The sequence below is a fragment of the Alicyclobacillus fastidiosus genome (genome assembly GCF_026651875.1).
In the GTDB taxonomy this organism is placed as follows: domain Bacteria; phylum Bacillota; class Bacilli; order Alicyclobacillales; family Alicyclobacillaceae; genus Alicyclobacillus; species Alicyclobacillus fastidiosus.
Window position 1 is genome coordinate 4,110,579 of record NZ_CP104067.1, and the last position, 21,131, is coordinate 4,131,709.

22 protein-coding genes and 1 pseudogene are annotated in these 21,131 nt (G+C 45.9%); 12 read left to right on the plus strand and 11 right to left on the minus strand.

All coding sequences use genetic code 11. The features are described from left to right. Positions 1 to 746: 746 nt before the first annotated feature. The gene (locus NZD89_RS20265) at positions 747 to 1,109 is read right to left on the minus strand and encodes a LysM peptidoglycan-binding domain-containing protein (protein ID WP_268004526.1); all 363 of its coding nucleotides are present in this window, start codon (positions 1,107 to 1,109) and stop codon (positions 747 to 749) included. A 157-nt stretch (positions 1,110 to 1,266) separates the two neighbouring features. Between NZD89_RS20265 and NZD89_RS20270 the strand changes: the two genes are divergently transcribed. Both NZD89_RS20270 and NZD89_RS20275 read left to right on the plus strand, forming a co-directional pair. Continuing rightward, entirely contained in the window at positions 1,267 to 2,790 is a 1,524-nt protein-coding gene (locus tag NZD89_RS20270) for a phospholipase D-like domain-containing protein (RefSeq protein WP_326492866.1), read from the plus strand. A gap of 758 nt (positions 2,791 to 3,548) precedes the next feature. Beyond that, entirely contained in the window at positions 3,549 to 4,358 is an 810-nt protein-coding gene (locus NZD89_RS20275; RefSeq protein ID WP_268004527.1) for a reverse transcriptase N-terminal domain-containing protein, read from the plus strand. Here the strand turns inward: NZD89_RS20275 and NZD89_RS20280 are convergent. After that, positions 4,341 to 5,165, minus strand: a complete 825-nt coding sequence (locus NZD89_RS20280) for an SDH family Clp fold serine proteinase (protein ID WP_268004528.1) — start codon at positions 5,163 to 5,165, stop codon at positions 4,341 to 4,343. The genes NZD89_RS20275 and NZD89_RS20280 overlap by 18 nt on opposite strands. Positions 5,166 to 6,162: 997 nt before the next feature. Beyond that, complete coding sequence (locus NZD89_RS20285) at positions 6,163 to 6,366, minus strand: hypothetical protein (RefSeq protein ID WP_268004529.1); 204 nt, start codon at positions 6,364 to 6,366, stop codon at positions 6,163 to 6,165. Positions 6,367 to 7,015: 649 nt separating this feature from the next. Here NZD89_RS20285 and NZD89_RS20290 point away from each other — a divergent pair. Together NZD89_RS20290 and NZD89_RS20295 are read left to right on the plus strand one after the other, a co-directional pair. Then, positions 7,016 to 7,444, plus strand: coding sequence for a DUF2935 domain-containing protein (locus NZD89_RS20290; RefSeq protein ID WP_268004530.1), 429 nt, complete (start codon positions 7,016 to 7,018; stop codon positions 7,442 to 7,444). A gap of 294 nt (positions 7,445 to 7,738) precedes the next feature. Continuing rightward, entirely contained in the window at positions 7,739 to 8,671 is a 933-nt protein-coding gene (locus NZD89_RS20295; RefSeq protein ID WP_268008557.1) for a sulfite oxidase, read from the plus strand. A 145-nt stretch (positions 8,672 to 8,816) separates the two neighbouring features. Here NZD89_RS20295 and NZD89_RS20300 read toward each other — a convergent pair whose 3' ends face one another. Together NZD89_RS20300 and NZD89_RS20305 are read right to left on the minus strand one after the other, a co-directional pair. Continuing rightward, positions 8,817 to 8,996, minus strand: a complete 180-nt coding sequence (locus NZD89_RS20300) for a hypothetical protein (protein ID WP_268004531.1) — start codon at positions 8,994 to 8,996, stop codon at positions 8,817 to 8,819. 336 nt (positions 8,997 to 9,332) lie between these two features. After that, complete coding sequence (locus NZD89_RS20305; RefSeq protein ID WP_268004532.1) at positions 9,333 to 9,599, minus strand: hypothetical protein; 267 nt, start codon at positions 9,597 to 9,599, stop codon at positions 9,333 to 9,335. Positions 9,600 to 10,075: 476 nt separating this feature from the next. Between NZD89_RS20305 and NZD89_RS20310 the strand changes: the two genes are divergently transcribed. After that, the gene (locus tag NZD89_RS20310; protein ID WP_268004533.1) at positions 10,076 to 10,729 is read left to right on the plus strand and encodes a hypothetical protein; all 654 of its coding nucleotides are present in this window, start codon (positions 10,076 to 10,078) and stop codon (positions 10,727 to 10,729) included. A gap of 1,198 nt (positions 10,730 to 11,927) precedes the next feature. Next, a complete protein-coding gene (locus tag NZD89_RS20315; protein WP_268004534.1) occupies positions 11,928 to 12,119 on the plus strand; it encodes a hypothetical protein in 192 nt (63 codons plus the stop codon). Between the two features lie 111 nt (positions 12,120 to 12,230). Here the strand turns inward: NZD89_RS20315 and NZD89_RS20320 are convergent, their stop codons facing one another. From NZD89_RS20320 to NZD89_RS20330, 3 genes are all read right to left on the minus strand, one after another. Beyond that, on the minus strand, positions 12,231 to 12,464 hold the full coding sequence (locus NZD89_RS20320; RefSeq protein WP_268004535.1) for a hypothetical protein: 234 nt from the start codon (positions 12,462 to 12,464) through the stop codon (positions 12,231 to 12,233). Positions 12,465 to 12,654: 190 nt separating this feature from the next. After that, the gene (locus tag NZD89_RS20325) at positions 12,655 to 12,855 is read right to left on the minus strand and encodes a hypothetical protein (protein ID WP_268004536.1); all 201 of its coding nucleotides are present in this window, start codon (positions 12,853 to 12,855) and stop codon (positions 12,655 to 12,657) included. A gap of 510 nt (positions 12,856 to 13,365) precedes the next feature. Further along, a protein-coding gene (locus tag NZD89_RS20330) for an IS3 family transposase (protein ID WP_268004537.1) occupies positions 13,366 to 14,530 on the minus strand; the annotation gives its coding sequence in 2 pieces (ribosomal slippage) (positions 13,366 to 14,275 and positions 14,274 to 14,530; 1,167 coding nt in all). 312 nt (positions 14,531 to 14,842) lie between these two features. On the opposite strand from NZD89_RS20330, the gene NZD89_RS20335 reads away from it, so the two are divergent. Then, positions 14,843 to 15,046, plus strand: a complete 204-nt coding sequence (locus NZD89_RS20335) for a hypothetical protein (RefSeq protein ID WP_268004538.1) — start codon at positions 14,843 to 14,845, stop codon at positions 15,044 to 15,046. Positions 15,047 to 15,469: 423 nt separating this feature from the next. Beyond that, positions 15,470 to 15,673, plus strand: coding sequence for a hypothetical protein (locus tag NZD89_RS20340; RefSeq protein WP_268004539.1), 204 nt, complete (start codon positions 15,470 to 15,472; stop codon positions 15,671 to 15,673). A 231-nt stretch (positions 15,674 to 15,904) separates the two neighbouring features. Here the strand turns inward: NZD89_RS20340 and NZD89_RS20345 are convergent, their stop codons facing one another. After that, positions 15,905 to 16,105 (minus strand): hypothetical protein, encoded by a 201-nt coding sequence (locus tag NZD89_RS20345; RefSeq protein WP_268004540.1) that lies wholly within the window; start codon positions 16,103 to 16,105, stop codon positions 15,905 to 15,907. 591 nt (positions 16,106 to 16,696) lie between these two features. Further along, positions 16,697 to 18,199 (minus strand): alkaline phosphatase family protein, encoded by a 1,503-nt coding sequence (locus tag NZD89_RS20350; protein ID WP_326492952.1) that lies wholly within the window; start codon positions 18,197 to 18,199, stop codon positions 16,697 to 16,699. A gap of 221 nt (positions 18,200 to 18,420) precedes the next feature. Here NZD89_RS20350 and NZD89_RS20355 point away from each other — a divergent pair. The 3 genes and pseudogenes from NZD89_RS20355 to NZD89_RS29800 all read left to right on the plus strand — a co-directional run bounded on the left by NZD89_RS20355 (position 18,421) and on the right by NZD89_RS29800 (position 20,028). Then, positions 18,421 to 19,206 (plus strand): annotated as a pseudogene (locus NZD89_RS20355) (SDH family Clp fold serine proteinase). Between the two features lie 319 nt (positions 19,207 to 19,525). Next, the gene (locus tag NZD89_RS20360; protein WP_268004541.1) at positions 19,526 to 19,882 is read left to right on the plus strand and encodes a hypothetical protein; all 357 of its coding nucleotides are present in this window, start codon (positions 19,526 to 19,528) and stop codon (positions 19,880 to 19,882) included. A 38-nt stretch (positions 19,883 to 19,920) separates the two neighbouring features. Next, entirely contained in the window at positions 19,921 to 20,028 is a 108-nt protein-coding gene (locus tag NZD89_RS29800) for a DUF5131 family protein (RefSeq protein ID WP_369125214.1), read from the plus strand. A gap of 242 nt (positions 20,029 to 20,270) precedes the next feature. Here the strand turns inward: NZD89_RS29800 and NZD89_RS20365 are convergent, their stop codons facing one another. Next, positions 20,271 to 20,702, minus strand: coding sequence for an Hsp20/alpha crystallin family protein (locus NZD89_RS20365; RefSeq protein WP_268004542.1), 432 nt, complete (start codon positions 20,700 to 20,702; stop codon positions 20,271 to 20,273). Between the two features lie 140 nt (positions 20,703 to 20,842). Between NZD89_RS20365 and NZD89_RS20370 the strand changes: the two genes are divergently transcribed. Continuing rightward, positions 20,843 to 21,079 carry an AbrB/MazE/SpoVT family DNA-binding domain-containing protein gene (locus tag NZD89_RS20370; protein WP_268004543.1) on the plus strand — a complete coding sequence of 79 codons (237 nt, stop codon included), beginning with the start codon at positions 20,843 to 20,845 and terminating at the stop codon, positions 21,077 to 21,079. Positions 21,080 to 21,131: the final 52 nt, after the last annotated feature.

Here is a 21,131-nt window from a genome sequence, read left to right on the forward strand (position 1 = left end):
AGCGATGTGCAGTAAACCGCCTGAAAAACATTCTGAAGCGTCTGGTGATGTATCTACGGTAGCCAGTCGCAACGGTATACGCGCATACACTTGGCCCGTTTATTTGGTCATATGTCATTACAAGGATGATGACTATCGGCGAGGCATCAGAGAAGCAATTCTAAAGTGTCCTTACCTCACCGATGGCCATATATAAGCTAAACAACGTTTATATTTATCTTCTTTACGGATAAGGGTATTTGAATGGGTTAAACTTCGCAGCCACGCTCATAGCGTCTTCGAACCAAACAGTATGGCGTTTATTGTAAGTTGTATATAAGAAATACGGTGAAGCCGACTCATTATCCCATTGGATTGGTACCTGGCGCTCTAACGCGAGATTTTGAGCGTCATTTGCGGAGAGTTCAGACGCTAGCCGGCCTGGTTGATGAGGAAGCTCCAGTCATAGCCGTATAGGGGAACACCCATAAGAACTTTGCTGCTCGGGATAACAGACGTTGCATATTCAAGAACGGCTCTAACTTGATTAATCGGAGCGATCGCCATCGGTGGACACCCAACCCAACCCAACCCAACCCCATTCATAGGTCATGAGCATTAAAAAATCAACTTCTGCACCTAATGTTTTGTAGTCAAACGCACCCATCCAGGGTTGTTGCGGAGCATCGGATGTTTTTGGACCCATCGCAATGGAAATCGATAGTCCTTGTGCATGAACGGCATTTCCAAGATCGTGAATGAATTGATTATATGCTTGACGATCTCCTGGATTCCTCGATGGTTCGCTTCTGTGGGACCGATTTCGGAACCCAAATCGTTGTACCGGCTGTTAAATCTGTTCCGATTGCTCCCCGGAAACCAAGCCAGCGCTCTAAATTCGTTTCAGAGAGTCCGATTTTTTGAGCGACACTGGCTACGGAATCACCAGATTGGATGCGGTACGGTCGAGCCACATAACGATTTTGGCCGGGTACGAGTAAATGTAGCCCAGGGACTAGAACATCACGTGTGCTTAGTTCGTTTAACCGTTCTAACTCTCGTGTTGTTGTACCGTAGATTCTTGCAATATCACGGATGGTATCTCCACTTACCACTGTATGGATAAACACTATGTTATTCGCCTCCCGCCACTGCTTTCAAGACTTAACATATTCCGCAACAGTGGGATTTCCTTCGAAAATATTTAAATGATGAACTGGGTAAGGTATTTAATCGTATAGGCTCATGGCAAATTACACATCTTTAAGTCAATAAGGAGGGGTTTATTTGGTGTGGGTTATGTTTATTGGGTTGTACGTATTGAATACAATCTTTATGTTAATTGTGGCGGTCCGTGAAGCACGCCGACCGGCCCTGGCACTAAATTATCTAGCCGTTCGTCTCGTTTTACCTGTCATCGGTTCCATACTCTACCTTATTAGTTCCCGACCTGTGCACATTCGTAGTGAAAGACTGACTTGTCCAAACAATGAGTCAGACACGTTGCCGGATTCGTTCAGCCGCTCCGCGATGGTAATCGCTCATGGGTTACGGCACTTTACAGTAAATGGACTTCGAACCGGCCAAGTACAGGTACTTACGAACGGTTCTGAGACATATGAGGAACTAACTGAATCCCTAAAAAACGCGCAAAAAGCGATTGATCTGGAGTATTACATATACCGGAATGACCGAATTGGAAGTCGGATTACAGAACTTCTAATTGAACGTGCCAAAGCTGGTGTACAGATCCGCTTTATAAGAGATGGATGGGCGAGTCGAAGATTTCCAAGGAGTCAAATCGTTCGAATGATGAATGCCGGGATTGAGTGCCGGATAATTTTTCCCCTGCGGTTCCCGCGGTTCCTGTCTACTCTGAATTACAGAGATCATTGCAAGATCGTCGTTATCGACGGAAGGGAAGCTTTTACTGGCGGGATAAACGTTGGAGATGAGTATCTTGGATTGGACCCAAAGATAGGATTCTGGCGCGATACCCACTTACGGATCGTAGGCGAAGTGGAGGCCGATTTGCAAGCTATCTTCAACGCTCATTGGAAAATCGCTTCACCAGAGCGGACATCGACGTGGATAAGTAAAAAATCTGAGGTTACGGAGAATCTCACGTCGGACACAAGACAAGGATCGCATAAAATTCCAACACTCGATAGTCCTGCGCTTTCAGTATTGATGGCTGAATGGGGTTCAGATCTAGGGACGATGGTTGCTGATAACAGAGCTTCGAGGACAAAGATGTTGCGTGAAGCGTACGTCCAGACGTTAGAGGGTAATCCTTTGATCCCGACTCCAGTGATCCGCCAAGCGTACTTTAGCTGTATCACTCAGGCGGCTAAGACTATTGACATCACAACCCCATACTTTGTCCCAGATGCAGATATAATCATGGCGATAAAAATGGCGGTTGCACGAGGTGTGCGCGTAAGATTACTGGTTCCGCACCGCGTGATACCCGGAGTAGTAGGTCCGGCAAGCCGGACCTACTACGGCGAATTGTTAGAGGCCGGGGTCCGTATTTACCTGTACGACAAAGGAATGTTGCATGCGAAAGTGATGGTCATCGATGAAGAGGTTGCCGAAGTAGGTGCTGCCAACTACGATATGAGAAGCTTTCGTCTGGATTACGAAGTCTGCGAATTCATATACAGTGTCGACGTGGCACGCGACCTCACCGAGCAATTTGAGAGCGATCTCATGGATTCTATACCATTACGTATTGAGGATTTTCAAAAACGTACTATTCCACAACGCATTTTGGAGCAAGGCGCACGCTTACTTGCCCCGTTGTTATAGATGAACATAGACACGATTATTTGACCGAAACCATATCAAAGCATGTCTCCTATTCGTTTGTTTCTGAAATAATTCTGGTAGCCCATTATATTAGACAGAACATAAGCTCACGTACACCATGGATGAATCCAAGTCAATTAAAGCAAGGCGAAATGGATGTAGTCGTCGCACGCAAAGAAAATCGCTATAACATAACCCAGATTTATGCAGCATAATACATCACCTCCCCTATTGCGTTAACGGGTTGTGACTTGTAAGTCTTTGATAATCATGTGGTGAGAGCCCACCCTCTCAGGACTGCGAGAGCGAACCTACTGTGACATGGGATGGTGGTAACACCGTTTTGTGAAGCTCACGGCACAATGTAGCCGTATTCGATAGAGTGATTCGGCCGGAGCTAGGTTGCGAGTGCATGGTGAACAACAGTGAACCCCATATAAACCGCGTGATGCAAGACAAACGAAACACTCTGACACGCTTGAGCCAAAAGGCAAGCAGCCAGGATCAGTACTCCCGTTTTACTGATTCGCAGTTCTGAGCGCTGTCGCAAAACTCGGGGCACCTAAACACTTGGTTAATGGGGTTATCAATGAAACAAGGTAAGCCCAATGGGGTCGTAGAGGAGTGGACAAAAAGCGAATGCCACCCTATAACAAGGTGGATAGGGATAGATATCCTAACGTGAAAGCGTGAGACTTGTCCAACGGTCATCTAACTGGAAATCCCTTAGCAGGAGAACGAAAGGAACGGTCTGTGTTATGAACAAAACAACCGTCATTGACGAGTCAACAGACCGTACTCGTAAGAACCTGTCAGGTATTCAAGAAGACAAAATTATGCGCGCTTGGTTCGAAGCCCAAGAGGCACGAACCACCGAGCCCACGTATAACTGGCAGGAAATCGAACGCCACGTACTCAGGTTACAGAGACAACTGGTTAACGCAGTCGAGCGGCAAAATCGAAATGCTATCCGGCACTACAAATGGCTCATCCGTACCAGCCACCACGTTAAACTCCTAGCCATTCGGCACGTCACTCAGGAAAATCAAGGACGGCGTACAGCCGGAGTCGATGGGAAAACCTTCACAACGCCAAAACAACGGGAGGAACTAGCTGAGTTAGTGAGCATTCGAAGAAAGCCTCTCCCAGTTCGGCGTGTGTACATTCGAAAGAAGAACGGAAAACTGCGCCCTTTGGGTATCCCGTCTATCCACGATAGGGTTTGCCAAGCGATTCACAACGCAGCGATGGAACCCGAATGGGATATCCAATTTAAGCCGAACATGTACGGTTTCCGTCCGAACCGCTCCACGTGGGATGCAATTAGCCAGGTGTACTTATCATTGTGTCAATCTCGCTCTAGTCAATGGGTCATTGAGGGAGATATAAAAGGGTATTTTGATAACGTTGACCATACGAAACTCCTAGCAAAACTTGCACCAGAGGACCGTGTGTTTGTACGACGAACCCTAAAAGCCCCCGTGATTGACCCTAAAGATGGACACACTCCCAGTCTGAAGGGAACGCCACAAGGTTGGATTTTATCACCTTTACTGGTCATCCATTAGTATTTCCGCCACCGTCGTACGCGTCGGGATGTATTGTACACTCGGCCATCGTTGTGAAGGCTGTGGGTACAGTTCCATCAATGAGTATACTTCACGTGGAAGCCCGACCTGAACCGGAAGTCCAAACCCTTTCAATTTCTCAACGGTAATTGGATAATCGTGTGTCCACAATCCTGAAGATAAAGCATGGGCCAATTCCTTGGCATTATCCGCATTCATCTTGTTCTTCAATAGTTCGGTCAGAAATACCTCTACTTGGTTTAGCGCCTTCCGTGCCATATCAACCAATATAAGTGTCTTATCCTTGACCTGGTCAATGGGCTTCTGAGCTACTACCTCGACAAGGGACGCCACCGGATACTGCCCGAGCGGAGGGTCAACGGGACCTAGTACCGCATTTTCGTCAATCACGATTTCGTCAGCCGATAGTGCTATCATGGTTCCACCAGACATGGCATAATGCGGAACAGATACGGTGACTTTCGCTGCATGATGGCTCAATGCGTAGGCGATTTGTTCTGATGCCAGGACAAGTCCGCCCGGCGTATGTAAGATAAGATCAAGCGGCATCGATTCAGGGGTTAAACGAATGGCACGTAGAATTTGCTCGGAATCCTCAATCGAAATGTAATTCCTGAGTGGAATCCCAAGAAAGCTTATCGTCTCTTGTCGATGAATCAAGGTGATCACTCGTGATTTCCGTCGGCGCTCCATTTGTCGGATTGCACGTATCCGTTGTAAATTGATCCAGTATTGACGCCACACAGGCACAAGTGTCCAGATAAAGAAAATCAGCCAAAACCACATACTCGACACCTCAAATGACTTCGGAAACGAGGCCGCACTTGGCAGAACCTGCTTCTTACTTGTAAATTCCGGTCTATAATGTTTTAGACGGTTTTAGCGACTCTTGGCCCTGCTTTACCCTTAGTCAACTAGAGGTAAAAATGCAGCACGAAATCCCACAGCACATGCCCCGCATCAATGTGTTGGCCTGGCAGTAAAAAACAATTCATTGTATAGAAATAGCTTCTTAAAACGGCTGAGTACGTCAGTTTCGAACCTATGATTATGGAACATATCCAAATAGCCCTGTTCGTTCCGGATGTACTGACCTTTGTCGAAATCCTTCATAAACCAGTCTTGCGCTTGTGATTTTTCGGATAAACACGGCTCCATGACGATTACACTTCCATGAGGCTTGAGTATCCGACGAAAATTCGAACCAACTCCGGCCCCAAAATCAAGAACGACTTTATCCTTCAAGTGAAAGTGGAGGTTTATGACATTGTGAATATATCGTTTCGTCCACCACGGTGGTCGAACAATCCAATGATACATATGAGGTGTCAATTCCATTAGAAAGAATGCTCACGACCAATGGATACAGGTGCTCCCTTTGGTTCCGAAACATCGGGGTGAGGTGTATCTGTTTCAATTTCAGGTCGATCTACTTGAACGATTTCATCAGGCTGGCTGTCTGGGATTTTCCACACGGTCAATCACGCTCCGAAATTTATGTTGTGAATCACAACGACAGATTTCCCTGAAAAAGCCCATTTCGATTCACGACATAAATGTAAATATATAGGCGTTGTGTACCGATCCAACACCTACAAGTTGACCTCTGGCGTTCTTGTCTATGGCACATCTAAAACGGGAGCAGTATGTTATAGACGTGTTAACGTCCCAAATTCGAGATATGTGCTCAATATGACGCACAACCAAGATAGCAGCTCTATTCCTTTTACACCTGGGACAGAAACGGCCACCCGAAATTTAGGTGACCGTTCCGACATGGTTGTTATTTATTATTCTGTCCATTACCCATCAAATTGTTTGTCACTTGCGGAACGCTCTTTCCTATCTCTTGCCCAGCCTTGACTGTACCGTCCCACACAGACTTTGATGCGTCCAATAACCGGCCGTTTGAAGCCTTATCTGCAGCATTCTGTACACCCTGGTCGATACTACGTCCAGCCTTGCCTAGAGGATTCCCATCTGTCATTGAAGTTGCCTCCTAACAGTTAGGGTTTAGGCGAGTATGTACGCCCGATTTCTATTGTGTAAATGTCCTTTCAAACAATGTGACGTTCGACGATGTAAGGTTTACCACGGTCACTCGGGCAGTGGCTCTTTGGCTACACAAGGTGTTTCGTACAGATGTGGTGGTATCTAAGCCTCCACCACACACCACATAAATCTCACAGAGAAAAAGCCACCCGAGTCTAAGGGGGGCTTTGATCGACATTGAAAATGGTGTAACTACGATAACCATGACTACCAGCCGCATTCCACGTAAGTGTCGGAGCCACAAGGCCATGACGGTTATCAACGGCCTCTTCCGTGATTATAAGAGCACTACGGAACGTACCTGTTATCTTCGTTCCCGCTGTTGATTTGTAACAAACGGCGTAAACCTTTTGAAGGCCGGCAGCAGATTTGGGACTTCGTGACAAACCCGGCAAGGAGTTGTCCGACAACCACAAGCTTTTCAGACCTAAAGTCTCGTCGGTCTTTCTCTTTTCTGTGATATCCCGTATCTCCCAAACCCTCCCGTGATCCACCTATCGGTGTTCCCGTGTCATTTCATGAGATTCTAAAATCGCTGTAAAGGTAATACATGTAACCATCCTGTAGGAAGAGAGGGGATAGGTATGCAGTTTTATTATGGAGATAAAATGCCTTTAAGGGTTCTGGATGAAATCGAGTTCTGGAAACTTCAAGAAGCCGAACATACGGTCGTTATTCGGGAGCTTGTAGATAATTTGGAAGAAAGGTTTCGAACCGCTCTTCAACAATGGGAGCAATCGTTTTCGGAAGTACACGCCCGGACAAGAAGATTTATTGAAACATTGAACAGATCAGGGGGCCACATTGGCCCACAAGTTTCACACAAGGTCATCAAGTTGGCTAAGTTCTCCCTACATCAAAGTGAGGATTTTATTTCCTTGGTCAACGAGATTGCCACACAAAGTAAAGCAGCCGGTAGTAACCAAACGGCGATTGTGGTTCTAAATCACATTCGGCGAGAGTCGGAGTATTTTATTGGAATTACTCAAACAGTTTTATATGGAACTCCGTAAATTTCTGATCGGCCACGGCATGTAACAACGGCATGCTGATGCGACAAACTTGATGAGACAATTTTATACACATTATGGGCTCCGTAGTGTTACGGCTTCCAATAATCACTGAACAAGATTTTAACGTCTCTGTAGATATCCCTCATGAATCTATATACACCACATCGGGAGGGACGGAACTTGTACGAACGTCACCACATACCCAGATCATTTCTCCCTGAAAACAAGGAACTTCCGTTGACTATGCCCATGGAGCGCGTAACACCTACTCACCTGTTTTATCGACGTAATCACATGCCTTACCCCAAGGTCGACGTAGACGAATGGCGACTCAGTGTAAAAGGTTGCGTCGAGGAACCACTTCATCTCACCTACAATGACTTATTGCGTCTTCCACAGATAACACAGTCTGTGACATTGGAGTGCGCAGGCAACAAACGGGCACTGAGGGATCCTAAGACACGGGGAGAACAATTCCTACTAGGCGCAATCAGTAACGCTGTGTGGACTGGTGTTCCCTTGCAAACAATTCTATATTTAGCTGGTATCCGGCCCGAAGCGCAGGAAATCGTTTTTCAGGGAATGGATGTGGGGTTTAGAACAGATATACCGGACTTATTATCATACTCCCGCAGTCTCCCCGTAACGAAGGCCATACACCCGGATACACTCCTTGCCCTTTTCATGAACTACGAACCCCTCCCCGCTAAACATGGTTTTCCGGTTCGGCTCGTTGTTCCCGGATGGTATGCAATGGGGTCTGTCAAATGGCTTCGACGTATCTTGGTCATTGAACACCCTTTTGACGGCCCATACCAAAGTCGTGATTATGTACTGTACACCCGCCCCGACGATTACGCACACGGCGTCCCAATCACCGAAATTCAAGTGAACTCCAGCATTGCATACCCAACCGACCAGCAGACAGTGCGTCGTGGTAATCAATATGTTTATGGCATCGCATGGTCAGGTTCTAACAACGTCACAGAAATAGATATTAGTACGGACGGTGGTCATATATGGCAACCGGCTGATTGGATTGACTCCGAACAACGATACACTTGGCGACGTTGGAGCTTTCATTGGAAGGCAGACCTGCCTGGGGAATACATGATCATGTCTCGTGCGTCGGATGAATCTGGAGCAGTCCAACGTCAACAAGCATTATGGAATGTAAAAGGTTACGTGAACAATTCAATTCACCAAGTAAAAGTGTACGTTGAATAACCATGCATCGGCTGATATTCTGCACATACACTGCTGTTATAAACCGATGTGAAAGAACCTTGGTCTGCGACAACCAAGGTTCTTCTCATATGCGCACCCCGATTCTATCCTGCTCGCTCTGCGGTGATTTCAACGTACGTGTTTACTAAAAGTGCGGAAATGGCAACACAGATACAATCACGTATTTGGACACTTCGTTCTCTGCTCCGACCACAGTCCGCCGTCTCAGTTCAGAGTCCAACTGTTTCGCTTCGCCCGGAGACTCTCCGCTCTCTTGCGACCCGAGGTCATTAAACACCTGTTTGATTTGTTGTTTCTCTTTCACCCTTACACCTCCACTTGCTCTTGTGGCAACAGCACATGATATGTAGATGACCTCGTTTGTGACCAGTTCAGGGGAAATTACCTAAATGCCTAATTACCAAGAGTTGTGCGTATCCTCTCTTTGTGTGAAAAAATACAGAGTGATTTGATGCCATTAACGGGAGAGGGGATCCATATGGGTTCTTTGGGCATGGGGAGAAGTTATGCTTTTACCAGTTACAAGTAGATGAAGTAGTAACTAAGACTTCTGCCGGCAATTTCGCACTCGGGTATACAACAGGAAACATATTTGTGGTCAAGTATATTGGTCGTTCTGACTCGGATATCAATCAGGCCCTCAAATCCCTTCTTCCAAATTTGTGGCTTGTCCAACACTCTTGCCTATCTCTTGCGCTGCCTTGGCTGTACCATCCCACACAGATTTTGTTGCGTCCACTAAGCGTCCGTTTGACGCCTTGTTTACGGCATTCTGTACACCTTGTCCAAAACGACGTCCAGCGTTGCCGAGAGGATTGACACGACCGAATGAACCCCGGAATTTAATAATATACCCGTATATATGATCAAGCGAAATGACTCCAGATGTTTTTCCTTGTAAGACCAATGAAAGTAACCATCTAGAATGAGCCACACGACCACTAGGGCTACTGTAGAATTGGATATGCTGAAAGGATCAAAGAAGCTATGGTCACAAGTATGTAGCTATAATCAGGCTAGAACGACTTAGTGCTACTTAATCTGGAGCTCTTAGCCAGATCATCGGGTAAAATCCAGTGTTGTGGAGCAGTTAACAAAATACCTTCCTCGTGGTGGACACCCCATATCAGTTTACTGCAATACTCTGCGTGTTCGTTCCACACGCCTGAGAACGGATCGTAAGGTGTTTACCCACTTCTCGAATCGCTGAAGTGCGATTTTGGTTCTGTAGTACAATGCCTAAATGTCTCCCAAAACATGAATAAACGGATACTTTTATGGTCAACTTTGAAGAAAATGTATGTCCGAGGGTGGGGAGGTATCCTTCATGTGGTCCATGCTTGAATTAACCATTTTAACTGTACTGATTTGGTATTCATAACAATGAAGCGTTTAATTCTATCGCTGATTATCTTTTATGCCATACTTGTAGTGAACCACAATGAAAATGCCGTACAACACACCGGGAAACTTCACATAGGGGATTCGATTTTCTATAGCAGGGAGAAATGTAAACAAAGAGCAGAGCATAACGACACAGTGCAACCTGGCGATATTCTTCTGTACCGTTCACTCCGAAACAGAAATACGAAGTTAATAAAGTTTTTTGAGAGATGTGAGGATGGCCCACAAGTCCGAGGGTATTATCACGTTGCGATTGCATTGGATAGTCAATTAAAGATTGAATCCAACGGTAAAAGAGTCACGATTGAACCAATAAACTATGGAATGTTTGATGTGTTTAGGCCTTCTATTCCATCACAACAACGAAATGCCGCCATAAACTATTTGAAAGGGTTCTACGGTCAGCCCTACGATTGGTGGCTCGTTACTGACGACCTTTTGAGATATTTCACGCATAATGTCATTCATTTACCTGTTTCTTTTGTCCAAATTGAGGAACGGAACAAAAAGACATGCTCTTCCCTCGTTTCTCAATATTTTTCGGTCGCAAAATGGGGTCCAGCTTTGAGTCAGAACGTTAGTCCGGAGGATATTTATAGATACCTCAAAAACTACCAAGTCACAGATGTGTGATTGCTTCCTGATCATTAAGGCTAATGAGACCCTATAGCCTATCGTCAATACACCCGGCGATATGTTGCCCTATCAGAAATGAAGACTTGTCCCATCGTTATACGGACCAATTGGCGAGTGCAACTGTGCTGAATTAAAATGAACCTTGACTCTCCGGTCGCCAAGGTTCTTCATTGGAGTCAACTCCAACGGTGTTTTTTCGTCGGTTCTGTTCCCTACCCTCTATAGACATGTCGACGGCAAAACGGATATAATCACATACCTTGAAGAGTCATTTTGTATTCCAAGAATCGTTCCACATATCTTGCCGAATTCGGACCTCCTAGCATCATCCTCCGACCGCCGTTCCTGTTCCCCCGTACCCAAATCAATGAACACCTGTTTCTTTGTCGACGTGTGAATCACCCTTTATATCCCTCCAACTGCACGTTGATTTTCCTCCCTGCGCATGGTATGTCATATCGCCAGCGGTGGTGCGAGTACGCATCAGGTTCAGCGTACGGCCCAAATGTGTATACTCAGGCACCACTCCAAATATTCCGGCTTCAAATGGTTGTGGGGAATCTCCATCCTCTGATCCAATGACTTCAATGCTTCAGTTGTTGCATGCAATCGGTTATTAAGGATATTATTGGAATACCCCCCTCCGAGTGAATTCGGAGATTTTACAAGGCACAACAATCAAAAAACAGGGAGTAAGGATACAGTCCTTGAGACAGGAAGAGACGAGTCAGGTTCACTCGTCTTTTGCGTCAAGGACTGTATAGCAAACCGACTAGCTTTTTGATGATCCCAACTCGTGCTGATTTAGTACATCCTTCTCCGCCGATTATGCATTCCTGGCATGGCTACGGGATATAATAAATTGTCCTCGTATTTTACAGTGTGCCCCGACACCGGTTGCCTTGTGTTCTTATGCCGTTATCGAAAACCATCCGACAACTGATGATAGGAAGGGCTATACCGGTTACTCCTGTTTGAATTGTGCGACGAGAAGACCAATTCCTAGTGACATCACGAGCACCCTCACATATATACGAATAAGCTAGTGTAATAAATTACTCGGATATGCGTGCACGTCGCTTGGTGACTGTCACCCTTTTGAAAATCCACGTTTATATTCAGATATGTATCCCATCCCTCCCCTGGCATGGGCTTCATACATTGTTAGTGACAAATTTTTAGGAGGGTGATCGACATGAAAATTGACACCTTGATTAAATTCGGCTCGCTTGCCTTCAATGTCGCACAAGATGAGAAGTTCCGTGAGCTCTTGAAAATCGCCCACAATGGGGCAAAGCGCCGGGGATTTTATGATCGACCCATCGTTCCGCAGTACGATCCCCGACTTCAAACAGGGAATCCGTACTGGCCCCGACGCCATTCGTAACCATATCAAAGCGACGTTATCTCATGCCAAGGTGAGGACTTGTTGTTACAACCCACAAAAGTGTTGATCCAACAACAAGCCCTCACCACCCTGCGGTAACCAGGATGAAACCTAAATGGACGGATCCGGTGGATACGAAAACGGTCCTAATGCTTTTGCTATCCGCTCATTAATCGGTATCATCTTAAAAACTGTATCTCGGCTATATGCCGGTCGAAATCTTAGCTTGTCACGGACAACCTCAAGCGTAATCATCTGTGGCGTATTCCGAATTACCTTTCCTGCTGCAAAGTTCTCCCCTAAGTCCAGGAATACATATCGGAGTCCGGCACCCTTCTTACCCATGACTACACATCCCCTCCATTCGTTCTTCTGTTACTGTATGGAGTGGCCTTCTGTCCATGTAACGGGCGAATATCCTACAGCTAGGGCTTATTTTCCGCTTATAGGAAATGAATGAGCGTTTCCTTGTTACAAGTTTTCGGAGATCACCATGGTTGCTTACGTACAATGAACATCATAGGGTGAGGGGGGCTCAGTATGGCAAGACTGAGCAACTGCGCTGGATTCCAATGCTGATAGATGCGTACCGTAAAGCGCAACTGCGTATGCCGGTAAAACAGAATGTTACGCCAACTCTGTCCTCCGAATCTTCAATCTGTTGCTGCTGCTCTACAGTTAATGCCCGACGTGTCCTTTCCCGTTTTACAACCGTATTGTCTCGCCATTTGTCCATGTTTACGTTCCTCCTCATGTTGACTTCGGAAGGACGTTGGAGTGACCATATGTATCCGAGACGTTGCGGCGAACTCGTCTGCGCTGTAGACCGAATGTCCCGGCGAACCATCACGATGACTGCCGTTTATTGCGGTCTATACAAGAGTTATACAAAAGTTAGTTAAACGCAAAAAGCCTATCCAATTGTTGTTGATTCGCCCGTCCGCTCTTACCTGTGACTGATAACAATGGGAAGAATCCCTGTCGAAATTACACCTTCGCGCATACCATGTAGGATAAGCAGAGCACTTCAATTTCACTACATGGATGGGAGGAGAAACTGAAGTGACCACGCTCGGTTTACCCAGAGTTTTAATTTTGTCGGTACCAAAGGGAGGAACCAACCTGTTAATGCAGGTGGTACTCGGTATACCCGGAATGGTACAAACTGGTATTAAGTCAATAGAATGGACACCCCAAAACAGAGAAATTATAAGTTTTAATATTCTGATATGATGCCTGTTATCGTTCAGCTTGCTGCAGCTCTTATAGCGTGGAAATATCTTCTTTCGATTTCAACCGGTGTTAGAAAACCGATTGATGAGTGAACTCGTTCCCGGTTATACCAGACCTCGATGTATTCGAAGATCCGCCGGATTGCCTGTTCCCTCGTTTTGAACTTTTCCAGATAGACGAGCTCTCGCTTGATAATGCTGTGAAACGACTCGATGCACGCATTATCAAAACAGTTACCTTTGCGACTCATGCTACCGACCATCTTGTATTCTCGCAGCTTGTCCTGATAGTCATGAGAGGCATATTGGCTCCCACGATCCGAATGATGCAGCACGGTTTCTGTTGGGTCTTGGCGTTCGTATGCCTGCTCCAGTGCCCTGATGCACAGCTCTTTCGTCATCCGTGCTCCCGCACGCCAGCCCACAATCTTACGGCTATAAAGGTCCATTAGGCTAGCCAGGTAGACCCATCCTTCGTCCGTTGGGATGTAGGTGATGTCTGCCATGTACACCTGGTTGGGTCGCTCTGCTACAAACGTTTGATTCAGTACATTCTCCTGTACCGGATAATCGTGGTTCGAATACGTGGTCGCCTTGTACTTGCGAACGGTACGGCTCCTCAGTTGATTCTCTCGCATGATTTTGGCCACGGTCTTCTGCGCCACACGCTCGCCTTCCTGGCGCAGGATCTGCGTGATTTTAGGACTGCCATAAAGACGACGGGATTTCACGAATATCTGATGAATCCGCTTCGTTATTCGCTTCCGACGTTTGGCTCGCTTACTCTCAGGTCGTTCACGCCAGGCATAATACCCGCTCCGAGATACACCCAACACTTTGCACATCTTCTCAACCGAAAATTTGGAGCGGTGTCTGTGGATGAATTTATACCTTACTTCCGGTCGTTGGTGAAGATGCACATAGCTTTTTTAGGATTGCATTCTCCTCTCGAAGATCGCGTAGCTCTCGCTCTAAGTCACGAATTGTCTGAGCTTCTGACCTGAGGTTCCCACTCCCAACAAACGGGGCGGACGGATCCTCCTTATATTTCGACATCCAGCCATACAACGTCTTTTGTGATACGCCTAGCTCCCGAGCTACTTGGCTCGTCGTTTTCCCACTCTCCAAAGCCAATTGCACTGCATGAAGTTTGAATTCCTTGTCGTACTTCTGTGTCATGTGGCTCACCTCGAATCGCCTTATTCTTACATTCCCGATTCGTTGTGTCCACTATTACAACCTAGCACCAAACACGCCAAAACATGCTTACTAAAGGGAACGTAACCGCGATTTCTCCTGGAGAAATGGGTGTGATGCACCTTCCATATACGCGTCAGCATGAGGAACTACTATCATATCGTCCTTACTGTACAAAGATATATCATCACTTGTTCGTAAAGCCCCTCCCCTTACTATGACTTTATGGTCGTAAACCTCTACATACAGCCGTTACCCTATCCGCACACTTTTCCTTTGCACGGACTACACCATTTGAAGTTTGGGGACCAAGTATCGGTTACAACTTCAAATGGTACTACCTACACAGGGGTATTTGCTGGAGCATTTGATAACAAGATCATTATTTTTGCCACCAGCGATGTTACTCCATCTGGTGTAGCAGAAACAATTATTGACCTCACAGGTGCAGTTGTTCAACTGCTCTCTAATCAAGAAGCTCCTCGGCGAGCAGAATGACAAAATATAGGGGCTTCTGCCCCTAGTACAAACGGTTATCTTTTACACAGGTTCTATCAGTTTTACTTGAACAGGTTCAACGGGCTTCGGTTTCACGGTTTTCTGCACCTCATTCACCCCTTCTCGAGGATCGAGTGCCCTATTCGCAACATCATATCAACACACGGAGTCTTGGTAACGCCATCACTAGTGGCGTAGAGAGAGCAAAAGTAATCATCCTTGTTTAACATTATCCAAGCCCTCACTCTGGAAAAGGGTGAGGGCTTGGCGACTTCCCCCCGCGTGATACTAATTCAATAATTCGGCAGTTTCTTATCGACTGATGCACTGTCCATTCTCATTCAAGTCACGGATATTTTGGGCAAAGTTTTGACAAAGTATTAGGTGATTGTTGCTCAAACATGTGACAAGGAGGAAACTAATGTGAGCAGTGACAACCATTTACTAAATGCAGGAAAAACCATTGTTAAAGGCATCATAAACGTCTCGGACGCTTTATCTGAAAAGAGGTACTTAGACGCCACGGAAAACGCTTGGGAAAGCTCTCTTGAAACAGTAAAGGAGACTGGCACAAGTGCAATTGAAACCGTCAAGGCATTAACAGGTGAACACTGTGACAAGCATTAAACGTAGGTGGTTGTAAAACGTTCATTGAAGAAATCCGCTAAAGGCGCGACAACGGTTTTAGGATGTTTTCGCTTGTAGTAGTTAAGTTATGCGCCGCTGACTTGATATTTGCCCTCGTATGTCACGAACACCGCGCACTTCGACGTATTCGAAAAATACCCATTTTTTAGAAATCATTTTTGGTAAAATAGAGAGGTCACCTGACTTTGGGGTGACCCCTGTACATCAACATTACTTTTGGTTTTGTTGCATACCCTCTACTAAATTGGTGGCTGCTTGTGCAACGTTCTTCCTCCCTACTTCTTTTCCAGCCGAAACCGTACCTTGTACCGCTGATTTTGTCGCATCTAATAAATTCCCGTTTGAAGCGGCATTTTTCGTACCTTTTGTGATACTACGTGCGACATTCTGCAAAGGATTTCCGTTCGTCACGTTTGGTCACCAACTATTCTTTTGGATACATAGGACAGCTTCGTACCGTCAATTGTAGTATGGTGTACGTTAAATAATGTATGATGGAAATGTATTACTGTTCGGTCTTCCTAACCCTTTGAATCGGGAATTTTACCATTTAAGACGACTATCCACTACAGGATAGTCGTCTTTTCTCTTGAGTCCACTCACCCAGACCGAAACGCGTCGGTAGACCCATATAAGTTCATCTACGTCTCACCCACTGCTATAGACTAGGAGTGTATGTGTGATAGCTCTTTCTCTTCTTTCACACAGATTACTCTTGTGCACACCAATTCACGCCGCCAAATACAATAATGCATTTCCCCGATAAGAGCTTTTTGTAGCCAAAGTCCGCAGGTGTCATGGAATAATACACACGACGTGACACAATATCCCTCATTCCCGATTAGTGAGTCAATGATAATTATCCGTTATATTTCAGTTCTTATATACATGCCATAACTACTTTTCAGTTGTCACAACACTGGAGAGAAAACAACACGTACAGGATTACGGAGATTCCACAAGGGAGATAAAGTATTTCTTTAAATCTTGAAACCGACTACGCTACTTCAAAACATGTTGGGTCCCATTAATAATGACTGGTGCAAAAACATCCTCAGCAAGAAGCGAAGCCTGTTGGGCACCTCCGTCGTGTTTTGGCGCATCCTCGTCTCCAAACTGGTAACCTTTTTTTGCAGTTACAATCAAGTACTTGCCGGTTTGACAGTGAGCAGCGCTCCAAAGTTGGTGTAACACGTCAGGATATTTACCGTATGTAATTGTGTGATTTTGTCCCATAGTGATGTCAAGAATGGACGGATTCCCGGTGATTCTCCAAGTTTGTTCATACGGGTCCGTAATGGGTCCTTTTTTATAAAAGGACAATGGAGCTTTAGAATCCTCCGGTGTCGTCACAAACACCTTATTTCCATCGAACCATGAAATAAGGTCAATTCTCTTTTCCCGTCTCAACTGGTTCGCTACCTCATCAGGACGTTCGTGATCATTCAAAAGATAGACGTACGCCATTCGTGAATTCACGGCTAACGCTATATCATCACGAACATCCATTGTTTTTCCCCAACGATAAATAGCGTATTTCGGTAATAAGTCCTTCAGAAAAATGGTAGGCTGTTCCTGTTTGGGTAAAACCCGTGTTACCCCTCCATCTCCCATGACAATGAGGGTCATACTCCGTAGAGTGTTATCCCACGTACCATATGAATCAAGGATTTTCCGAATGTTTTTGTCGACGTTAGTAATTCCCTTCATGGAATTCACTCCATGTTTATGCATAACCGTATCATTACTGGGCAAATAAACCATTGTAAAATCAGGCAGCTTTCCCTGTTTGATAAGTCGGAGTAACGCATCAGTCGCAAAGTCGTCATTCATTCCGAATCTGTCAAATACGCCTGCCTTAGTCGAATCTCCCGACTGTGAAGTTAAACCACCAAACGTCAACGTATCGGGTCCCAGAACCGTATAGGAGTCCGTTTGCGTAAAGGGCCGCGTGTAAGCCGGTAGCTTAAGCTGATGTGGTGTTCTCCCCCGGTAAATCAACATATTAATTGCACCAGTACTGTATCCGGCATCCTGTAAATCTTCGAATATCGTTCGTACATCCTTTGAAAGGTGTGTCTGGTTTAGCTCATAAAGGGCATTTTGTGAAACAGTTCTTGTTCCAATCGTTATGGTTTGCCAAAAATTGTTTCCGTAGTTTACAATCATATTTCTCTTTGTATCAAACCAGACTAAACCAGGGATGCGGTGCTCATCTGGTGACGCCCCAGTTACCACTGTGCTCAAGTCGGAGACCGACATCGACGGAAACGAGGCAACAATATTAGGGGAATATTGACCATTCCGTACCAAATAACGAAGTGCCGCAAACTTGTTGTCATTCATTGCCGTGTGAATTGCTTGGTTCGTTAGTGAGTCGACGACGATAACAACCACTTTATGTCCGTTGACGTGTTGAACGGTACTCGATTGCTTGGGCTCGTTCCTGGTGCTACAACCAGTAACCAAGACCATAATCAATACAATAATGAAAAAGATCCTCATCAACCTCTTACCCCCTTATTAACCGACCTAAGACGTAAAATGTGCAGATCGTAAGAATTTAATGACCAAGCTCATTTCTTTGTTATCCTCACCAGTCATTTGGATGACGAATCTTGAAGAGGAATATAGCGAAGGTTAAAGAACAAAGTGCTGGCGTTAAATGAACGAGATTTTTCTGTCGAAACACATTTGTCTCGTCATGAGAGGGTGGAATTTTACATATGTGGTTTTGGCTTTTGTTTTTTATTTGGACCCTTGTTCCCGTCTGGCGGCAATACTTCATCAACTATCGACGTCTTTGTGCCATCCGGAGGCTTGAACGAAAACGCGGTACCAGGGTGATTACACTAATCCATCGGCAGGAAACCATCAGCTTTCTTGGTATCCCGCTCCGCAATTACATCTCGGTTGAAGACTGAACAGGTTTTGCGTGCTATTCGTTTAACTCCAGATACCATGCCGATTGATATCATTTTGCATACCCCCGGAGGGCTCGTACTCGCCTCGGAACAAATCGCGCATGCACTGAATCACCACCTTGCAAAAGTCACGATTTTTGTTCCACACTACGCAATGTCCGGCGGGACCATGATTGCACTTGCCGCCGATGAAATTGTGATGGACCTAAACGCCGTCCTTGGTCCGGTTGATCCACAACTTGGACAGTATCCTGCGGCTTCACAAAAGCCTTTGGACCAAATCAAAGATGAGACGTTGATATAGCAGACATATCGCGTAAGGCAATGGAACAAGTGAAGGAATTTTTAAAGCATCTTCTTCACGGAAAAATGGATCTTGAGAGAGCTGCTGAAATCGCCCGCGTTCTTTCATCAGGTTATTGGACCCACGATTATCCGATTACTCCGGAACAGGTCGAACAGTTAGGCTTACCTATACATGTAGGATTGCCACCTGAAGTCTATGAACTTATGGAGCTTTATCCGCAACCATCTGGCCGACGCCCTACGGTTCAGTATGTCCCTACGCGCTATGACGGACGGGATTGATAAGCGCACGGTTATCATGAATATCGAAGCAACTTTTCGCCGAGAAGGTGGATTAACGGTGTATCGACCGGACCTGGCGAAATCATTTACATGGATTCCATCTGGTCTCAGTTCTTGCCGTAAAGATAAAGCAAGCCCACGAAGTGCCTGTTTCGTTACGGCGTATGCAGCAAAGAAATCAGGGATAGTATCTACGACACCCCAATAATTCGGTGCTGTCCAAGACCAAGTGGAAATCCTGATTGCGAATGTTTTCAGTGCTTTGGGTTTCTCCGTGTTTTTCGGAGGGACGGTACTCAAAACTCCTGGGATGGACCTTGTGGCATTTGACTCAGGCGAGAGTAACGTCTACGTGATTAGCGTTACGGTCTCAAATGACTTGGATAAGAAACTACGTACACTTCTCCCGGCACTCAGTGATCTCGAGTCGGCTTTTGAGGGGTGGATGGTTTATCCAGTAATCGTATCCCTAGAATTTGCAAAAGCATTTCTTCACAATGACTTCATGAATGCACAGCAAGCGGGTGTTGCCTTGCTGAGCGAGGAAGACCTTGAACCATTAAGACTAGCCCCTCCTGACTTGAATGCTTTCCGCAGGTTTCTTGTCCGTGAGTTTCAAACTCTCAAGATGATCCGCGAAAACAAAACGAGAACGTATGTTCATACCGGGTTTTAGTAATAGTGTGTGAAAGAAGTAGATGGATGGTGACCTAAATGGCAGTAACTAATTCGCACATCGAATGGACGGATGCGACTTGGAATCAAACAACAGGATGTACGAAGGTCATCGAAGGATGCTCCCTACTCCATCAAGTGGAATAGGGGTTTCCTCAATTTGTTGGAGAAAGTGGGATTCGAATCCACGGTGCCCTTGCGAACACGGCGGTTTTCAAGCTTGCTGAGCCGCCATCCAACAGACACCGTCGAATGGAATCGACATCCAACTAATCCGCGCCGCTATTGGATTCTAGACAATCCACATCCATCGAGCGGAATATAAATCCATCGTCTCAGATGCCCAAAATGATGCCCATTTGGAAACGGCGGTCCAAGCGCATTTGAAATCACAAACGGGTGTTTCGGCGGCCTCGCCCAGTCAAGCCGACACCCGTTTGTGATGTTCGGGTAGGTGTTCGTGTGAGTCTCATGTGCTTGACGTTGTGCCATCCGACGATCGGCAGCGGTATGGTTCGTGAAAACTGCCCGTAGAACCGTTCAGTTCGATGGACATTTTCTTCGTTGAGGTCTGCCGAACGTTCTATTCTGACATTCAAGTGCAGATGATTGTCGTGTACGGTGATGTTCACATCTTCCTTCTTTTCAAGGCCCGGTATCTCTGCAGATACTAGCACTTCGGATGATGTTTCGTGAACATCAACACGGACTCTCGGCATGTTACCGAAGGATGGGTCGAACCAGTCATCGTCCCACAGGCGCGGAAATGCACCAAAATCACGACGAATCAGTTGGAACGGATCATAAGGAATCAACGCCACGTCAAAAACACCTCCAAAGTTTGATCGCTTTATCGGTGTCCAAAAACCAGAATAAACATTCGAAATCACGTGCACATGATCGATTAGAAACATCATACCATGAAAACATCGAATAATTTCGACAAAAGGGGTAGTGGGTTGTGATTCAAATGGACGATTCAGGCTGTGTAACCATTCCCCACAACGTGCGCGAGGCTGTTGGCATCTTGGCGGACGATTGCTTGACTATGTGGATTGATACGGATGCAATTGTTCTCCAAAAAGTGGAGCCACGATGCGTCATCTGTAATGGAACATCCTCGGCGGTCGAATTTAAAGTCAAGCTCATTTGCGTCGACTGTATCCACGACCTAAGGTTTTTCTATGGAACGAGGTAAATCAGGATCGCAAGGGCCGCCATGTGAAAAGGCGGCTCAGACGTCGTTTTGT